This is a genomic window from Luteibacter sp. P4_E6 (genome assembly GCF_056401535.1).
Genome location: NZ_JBFUJE010000853.1, coordinates 1 through 1132, shown reverse-complemented (window position 1 = coordinate 1132; position 1132 = coordinate 1). Strand labels below are relative to the sequence as shown.

Here is a 1132-nt window from a genome sequence, read left to right as displayed (position 1 = left end):
TATCAGTACATTGGCAAGCGGGCGGCTCCAAATGCTCGTTTGGGGCTGGCATAGGTGATGTCAGCGTCGCTGGGTTGACTGGGAAGACTTCCCATGGACAGCCCTCAGTGTTCCGGTATTGGCCCCCGGAAAGGCCGAAAGGGCGGCGCTTGCCGTCAATCAGGAGTGTCGAACGGTCATGAGATCTTGACAATACATACTAATTTTTATATGCTTTAAGTGCTGCCATTGAGGCGGCCTTAACCGACCATCGGCCCCTTTCTAACGGGCCACACCATGGAGAAGCGACATGACGCAAATCAACACTTACAGGGCATTCCAATATGGGCACCGACGACGTTAAACCAAAGCAGCGGCGACGCTGCGATTTCAGCAAGCAGGTAGTAAAAGAAATGGAGGCGCTGCCAGCGTCGATCAGGCATCAGTTCCTGGTATCGATCGAGCAGTTGGAGTTGGGGCTTGAGCCCGTGTTGCCGATCTCGCACTTGTCCTCGGCCGGCAAGGGGATCGTAGAGATGAAGATCAACGGCAGGCCCGCCTATCGCTTGGTTTACACGACCAAGTATGAAGGCAAGGTAGTAATCCTGGCGKCGCGCTCGAAATCCTGTGAAGGCCAGGACAAGACGCTCGTTGAGGTGGTAAGGCAGCGATTGAAGGGCTACGGGTAAGCAGGGGCGACGTGCGGAGCTAAAAGGCGGTGCTTCACAGCACCGCTTTTTTTATGGCCAGTGACACGGGTTGGGCGACATTACTGGGATCGATGTCCGTTTCCAGTTTGTACCCCGCWCGCACGAGCATCTCCAGGAGCGCATCGATAGAGAACTTGTCCAGCTTACCTCGGGCCAGGTTGCTCATCCGGGGTTGGGTGACATGCAGCTTTTCGGCGGCGGTCGTCTGTGTCCATTGCCGGGCACGGACTAGCTCGATCAGAATGATCGCCAGCTTTGCCTTGAGTGCCTGCATGTTGAACTCCACGGGATCCGTGGAGAACATTTCGTATAGATTCGATGTGGTCATTTGGTGCCTCCAGCGGAGGACTGTTGCTTCAGTAGTAGGGCCATGGCCTCTCTGGGGAGGCGGCCGCGGGTCCAATTATATAAGTTTTAGAATTCTGGTCAAGCAGTAGCCACCC

2 protein-coding genes are annotated in these 1132 nt (G+C 55.5%); one reads left to right on the top strand and one right to left on the bottom strand.

The genetic code is table 11. From position 1 onward, the window contains the following. Positions 1-323 precede the first annotated feature (323 nt). The gene (locus AC1DT2_RS24090) at positions 324-668 is read left to right on the top strand and encodes a type II toxin-antitoxin system RelE/ParE family toxin (protein WP_477299230.1); all 345 of its coding nucleotides are present in this window, start codon (positions 324-326) and stop codon (positions 666-668) included. Positions 669-702: 34 nt separating this feature from the next. Here the strand turns inward: AC1DT2_RS24090 and AC1DT2_RS24085 are convergent, their stop codons facing one another. Further along, positions 703-963 (bottom strand): helix-turn-helix domain-containing protein, encoded by a 261-nt coding sequence (locus AC1DT2_RS24085; protein WP_477299228.1) that lies wholly within the window; start codon positions 961-963, stop codon positions 703-705. Between the last annotated feature and the right edge of the window lie 169 nt (positions 964-1132).